The following is a 5,359-nucleotide window of genomic DNA, read 5'->3' on the forward strand; positions in this document are numbered from 1 at the left end:
ACGCCCGAGCGGCCGCCGCCGATGGCCGAGGCGTAGGCCAGGCCGAAGTCGTGGGCGTTGCCCGTCGGGTTCTGGTGGATGGCGATCAGACACGGCACGCCGCCGCCCTTCTGGTACTCGCCGCGCACGGTGTGGCCGGGGCCCTTCGGCGCGATCATCAGCACGTCGATTCCGGGGGCCGGCTCGATCAGGTTGAAGTGCACGTTCAGGCCGTGAGCGAACAGCAGGGCCGCGCCGTCGCGGATGTTGGGCGCGATCTCGTCGTTATAGATGCCGCGCTGCAATTCGTCGGGGGCCAGGACCATGACGGCGTCGGCCCACTTGGAGGCCTCGGGCACTGACATGACCGTTAGGCCGTCGGCCTCGACCTTCTTGGCGGTCGCCGAGCCGGGGCGCAGGGCCACGACCACGTTCTTCACGCCGGAATCCTTTAGGTTCAACGCGTGCGCGCGACCCTGGCTGCCATAGCCTACGATGGCGATCTTCTTGTCCAGGATGCGGGCGAGGTCGGCGTCGCGGTCATAGTAGACGCGCATGATCATTCTCCTGAGACGAAGGTCGCCACGGTTCCGCGCAACGGCGCCGCAGCAAAGGCGGGGCTATGGAGGGGAATTTTGCGCGAAGGTCAAGACTTCCCTCGCCTTTCCGGCGAGGGAAGTCCCGCGGCCGAATGACCGTCTACCAGAAGAGGTTGCGGGCCACCTGGACCACCCGGCCGCTGAACATGTCCACCAGCAGCGCGTCGTCGCCGACCCGGACCCACTCATAGCCGATGGGCGGAATAGGCAGGCCGTACGACCACCAGTCGTCCAGCCGGTACTGGGGCTCCCACCAGTTGCGGGGCAGCATGTCGCCGAACACCCAGCTGCGGACGTAGAAGCCTGACGGACGGCGATACTCCCAGCCGCGATAGCGCTGCTGGCTGCGCCAGTTCGGCTCATAGCGGCGGCGGTCATAGCGCGGCCGCGGCTGATGGCGGCGCGCGTCGTCCCAGCCGCGGCCGTTGCGGCCATCCAAGCCGCGCCCGTCACGCCGGTCGTTGTTCCAATCACGGCCATTGCGATCACCGTCGCGCCGGTCGTTGTTCCAGTCGCGGTCGCGCTGGCGGTCGCCGCGGTCGCCATCCGGCCGCCGGTCGTCACGAACCCCATCGCGGCGCTGGTCCGGCGAAGGCTGGCGCGTCCGATCACCGCGATCACCGCGATTCCAGTCGCCGCGCTGCTCGGCGCCGGGCTGCTGAACCTGTTGGCCGCCGCGGTCGCCGCGATTCCCATCCCGCCGCTCTCCACCGCGACGCTCCCCGTCGTCGCGGACGCGCGGCGCCTCAGCGGCGGCCTCCGGGGTGCGAGCCGCCGGCGCCTCACGCGGCGCGCGGGCCTCCGGCGCGGGGCGCGGCTGATCGGGGTTGTTCTTCCAACTGCGGCGCGCCTCCGGCCGATAGCCGCCTTCCTGGGCGGCCGCGACGCCGGTCGAGGCCAGCAGGGCCAGGACCAGAACGCTGGTGCTCAATCTCTTCATGTCACTTCCCGATGTGCGGCGGAGAGCCGCCGACGCCCGATTTGGTCCCTTGGCTGATCTCATGGTCCGTTCAGGCTGAACCGCGCTTGAACGAAACCGCGACCCATCCGACATAGGGCCCCGGTTCAGGAGAGTTCAGATGGCCGCCACACCCCACGACGTCACCGGCTTCTGGCGGACCGCCGGCCCCCAGAAATGGTACGCCAAGAACGCCAAGTTCGATGACGCCATCGCCCTGAAGTTCGAGCCCGTCCACCACGCCGCCGCGCGCGGGGAGTACGACGGGTGGGCGGCCTCCGCCGAAGGGGCGCTGGCCTTGCTGATCCTGTTGGATCAATTTCCACGCAACCTCTTCAGGGGCTCGCCCCACGCCTTCGCGACGGACGGCAAGGCGCGTCAGGTCGCCCGGACCGCCGTCAACGCCGGCTTCGACCGCGTGGTGGAGCCCGAGCTACGGCAGTTCTTCTACATGCCCCTGGAGCATTCGGAGGACCTGGCCGATCAGGACGAGGCCGTGCGCCTGTTCACTCTGGTGAAGGACGAGACCGGCGACGCCGAATCCCTGAAGTGGGCCAACCTGCACCGCGACATCATCGTCCGCTTCGGCCGGTTCCCACACCGCAACGCCAGCCTGGGCCGCGTCAGCACGCCGGCCGAGCTGGCCTTCCTGGAAGAGGGCGGCTTCGCCGGCTAGTTGCCCTTCGGGCGGGGCGTGTTGATGTCGCGCTGCATTTCCGCCAGGCCCTGTTCCGCTTCGGCCTGCCGGCGGTTGAAATCCTCCACGGTCATGCAGACGCGCTTGCCGAACCGGGTGCCCGTGGCGACCTCCTTGCGGCAAATCAGCCTGACCTTGCGCTCTCCGGGCTTCAGGTCAGCCGAGGCGGTCGTGGGCTCGGCGGGCTTAGCCGCCGCGGCGCTGGGTTCGGCGGCGGAAAGCAGACTGACGGCGGCGATCAAAAGCAACATGCGGAACTCCCGATCCTGAAGGCGAAGGTTCGCCTTGCAGACTGAGCGATTTCCGCCTCGCCGTCCAACGCCCCATGGATGGAGGCGACGTCTAGTTCGCGGGCGCCTTGAAGATGTCGAGCGGCGCGCCCGCCTTCGCGTCAAACGCTCGCCAATCCACGCCGAGAGCCGTCAGCGCTGTCGCCGCGACTTGATCTGCGCCCGCGCACTCGGACGTCTTCGACACGCCCGCCTTCACCCCCGGCCCGATCACCGCGATCCAGGTCTCGTCGGAGTTCGGCCACAGACCCTTGCCGTGTCCTTTCCAGTCGCCCTGCTTCACGCCCGCCCCGCGGCCATGGTCGGTGGTGACGATCAGCGTCGTCTTGCCGGCATAGGCCTTGTCGGCTTGCAGGGTGGTCCACAGCTCGCGCAGGAAGCCGTCGGTCCGCCGCGCGGCGTCCAGGGTCAGGCCGTAGTGACCCTCGTGGGCGAAGTCGTCGGTCTCGCCATAGGAGATGTAGACAACCTTCGGCTTGTCGCGCTTGAGCGCCTCCAGGGCGTAGTTGTGGGTGAAGACGTCGAACCGCACCGTCGGCCAGATGCGGGGGGTTTGGGCCTGCATTCGCCCCAGCGCCGCCTCGAAGGCGTTGCGCGGCTTGGGTGTGGTCATGCCGTCGTCGACGGGAACGCCGCTGCGCGCGGAATTGATGATGGCGGGAAACACGTTCCAGGACGTGAAGGCCATCACCTTGCCCTTGAACGCGGGCTGGCGGTTCAGCCATTCCAGTACGGTCACGTTGGCGTTGGGGGTCGGATCGTTGGACTTGATCGCCGGGTCGGGCCGGCCGGTCAGGATCTCGTTATAGCCGGGATAGGAGAACCACTGGTCGTTGGTCACCCGCGCGCAAGAGCCGTGGTCGCGGTCGCCGATCAGCACGCCCTGCTTGGCCACCACCTCGTGCAGGAAGGGCGTCAGGGCCGCCTTGCGGTCGGCGGGATCGAGATAGGCCGCCTTCACCGCCTTGCGGTCCTCGACAAAGGTCGGGTCCTCGGCCACCACCGGATCGGCGCCCCGGAACACCTCCTGCCAGCGCAACCCGTCCAGGGTCACCAGCACCACCCGGTTGTCCGCCGCCGCCGCGCCCGAGGCCGAGAGGCTGAGCGCCACCGCCAGCATGCTGAGAATCTTCATGGTCGCCCCCTGATCGCACTTGGCGATAGGACGCTCCGGCGACGTCGGTGTGACAAGGCCTCACGACTGTGGAGAAGCCGAAAAGGTCGCAACCGGGGCCTCAGCGAATCAGCTACGAATCACTTCGAACCCAGGTGGACGCCCGCCCGATGAACGCCCCCTTCGCCCTTGCAGACGCCGCTGTGGTCGACGCCGCCGATCATCCGGAGCGGCAGTACCTCGATCTGCTGGCCGACATCCTGGCCAACGGCGTCCAGCGCGGCGACCGCACCGGGACCGGGACCCTCGGCGTCTTCGGCCGCCAGATGCGCTTCGACCTGGCCAAGGGCTTCCCGCTGTTGACCACCAAGAAGCTGCACCGCAAGTCGATCATCCTGGAACTGCTGTGGTTCCTGCGCGGCGACACCAATGTGAAGTGGCTGCAGGAGCGCGGCGTCAGCATCTGGAACGAATGGGCCGCGCCCGACGGCGAGCTCGGTCCCGTCTACGGCAAGCAGTGGCGTTCCTGGACGGCGCCTGACGGTCGGGTCATCGATCAGATCGCCAATGTGGTCGAGACGTTGAAGACCACCCCCAACTCACGCCGCCACATCGTCTCGGCCTGGAACCCGGCCGACGTGGACGACATGGCCCTGCCGCCTTGCCACTGCCTGTTCCAGTTCTTCGTCGCCGACGGCAAGCTGTCCTGCCAGCTCTACCAGCGCTCGGCCGACGTCTTCCTGGGCGTGCCGTTCAACATCGCCTCCTACGCCCTGCTCACCCTGATGGTGGCCAAGGTCGTGGGCCTGCAGCCGGGCGAATTCGTCCATACCCTGGGCGACGCGCACCTCTACCTGAACCACCTCGACCAGGCGAAGGCGCAGCTCGCACGTCAGCCGCTACCCCTGCCAACGATGGAGATCGCCGACAAACGCGATCTCTTCGCCTTCGAGTACGAGGACTTCAAACTCCGCGGCTACAAGGCCCACGACGCGATCAGCGCGCCCATCGCGGTCTGACCTGCTAAGACTGGGGAATGACCACACCCATCCTCACCGCCGGGCCCATCGCCCGGTCGCGCAACGGCGTCATCGGCAAGGACGGCGGGCTCCCCTGGCGGCTTAAGTCCGACATGGCGATCTTCCGCGCGGTGACCATGGGCAAGCCGGTGATCATGGGCCGCAAGACCTGGGACAGCCTGCCGCGCAAGCCGCTGATCGGCCGCACCAACATCGTGCTCAGCCGCGACGGATCGTTCGAACCCAAGCAGGCCGTGGTCTGCGAGGAATTCTCCGAGGCCTTCGCCATCGCCAAGGAGCAGGCGGAAGAAGATGGGGTCGACGAGGTCTGTGTCATCGGCGGCGCCTCCCTGTTCGAGATGGCCCTGCCCCGCGCCAGGCGCCTCTACCTCACCGATGTCGATGTGGAGGTCGAGGGCGACGTGGTGCTGTCCCCCGTCGACGAGAGCCGCTGGACCGAGGTCCGCCGCGAGGCCTACCCCGCCGGGGACGGCGACGATCACCCCTTCGTCTTCCGCGTGCTGGAGCGCCGCTGAGCGCCTTGACCTGCCCCGGCGTCGGCCAGCCATAGTCCCGGCCGTAACGCCGTCACCCTGAACGGCGGCGGGAGGACGACATCATGGACCTGCAACTCGTCGCCGAGGGCTTCGCCTTCCCTGAAGGCCCCATCGCCATGGCCGACGGCAGCGTCATCCTCACCGAG

Annotated in this window: 8 protein-coding genes; 4 read left to right on the forward strand and 4 right to left on the reverse strand. The window is 68.1% G+C overall.

What is annotated here, in order from left to right; genetic code table 11:
* Both RMO04_RS05030 and RMO04_RS05035 read right to left on the reverse strand, forming a co-directional pair.
* Window positions 1-536, reverse strand: a 536-nt coding sequence (locus RMO04_RS05030) for an NAD(P)-dependent oxidoreductase (protein ID WP_309643699.1), incomplete at its 3' end; no start/stop codon positions are given.
* A gap of 142 nt (window positions 537-678) precedes the next feature.
* Window positions 679-1,518 (reverse strand): RcnB family protein, encoded by an 840-nt coding sequence (locus tag RMO04_RS05035; protein WP_309643700.1) that lies wholly within the window; start codon window positions 1,516-1,518, stop codon window positions 679-681.
* A gap of 139 nt (window positions 1,519-1,657) precedes the next feature.
* Here RMO04_RS05035 and RMO04_RS05040 point away from each other — a divergent pair, with 139 nt between their 5' ends.
* Window positions 1,658-2,212 carry a DUF924 family protein gene (locus RMO04_RS05040; RefSeq protein ID WP_309643701.1) on the forward strand — a complete coding sequence of 185 codons (555 nt, stop codon included), beginning with the start codon at window positions 1,658-1,660 and terminating at the stop codon, window positions 2,210-2,212.
* Here RMO04_RS05040 and RMO04_RS05045 read toward each other — a convergent pair.
* Both RMO04_RS05045 and RMO04_RS05050 read right to left on the reverse strand, forming a co-directional pair.
* The gene (locus RMO04_RS05045) at window positions 2,209-2,484 is read right to left on the reverse strand and encodes a hypothetical protein (RefSeq protein ID WP_309643702.1); all 276 of its coding nucleotides are present in this window, start codon (window positions 2,482-2,484) and stop codon (window positions 2,209-2,211) included. The genes RMO04_RS05040 and RMO04_RS05045 overlap by 4 nt on opposite strands.
* Before the next feature lie 91 nt (window positions 2,485-2,575).
* Entirely contained in the window at window positions 2,576-3,658 is a 1,083-nt protein-coding gene (locus RMO04_RS05050) for an alkaline phosphatase family protein (RefSeq protein ID WP_309643703.1), read from the reverse strand.
* Window positions 3,659-3,807: 149 nt separating this feature from the next.
* Here RMO04_RS05050 and RMO04_RS05055 point away from each other — a divergent pair, with 149 nt between their 5' ends.
* From RMO04_RS05055 to RMO04_RS05065, 3 genes are all read left to right on the forward strand, one after another.
* Window positions 3,808-4,656, forward strand: a complete 849-nt coding sequence (locus RMO04_RS05055; protein WP_309643704.1) for a thymidylate synthase — start codon at window positions 3,808-3,810, stop codon at window positions 4,654-4,656.
* A gap of 17 nt (window positions 4,657-4,673) precedes the next feature.
* Window positions 4,674-5,192, forward strand: a complete 519-nt coding sequence (locus RMO04_RS05060) for a dihydrofolate reductase (protein ID WP_309643705.1) — start codon at window positions 4,674-4,676, stop codon at window positions 5,190-5,192.
* An 83-nt stretch (window positions 5,193-5,275) separates the two neighbouring features.
* The coding region (locus RMO04_RS05065; protein ID WP_309643706.1) for a hypothetical protein at window positions 5,276-5,359 on the forward strand (84 nt) is incomplete at its 3' end.

Origin of the sequence: Phenylobacterium sp. (assembly GCF_031412415.1) — a bacterium.
Classification (GTDB): Bacteria; Pseudomonadota; Alphaproteobacteria; order Caulobacterales; family Caulobacteraceae; genus Phenylobacterium.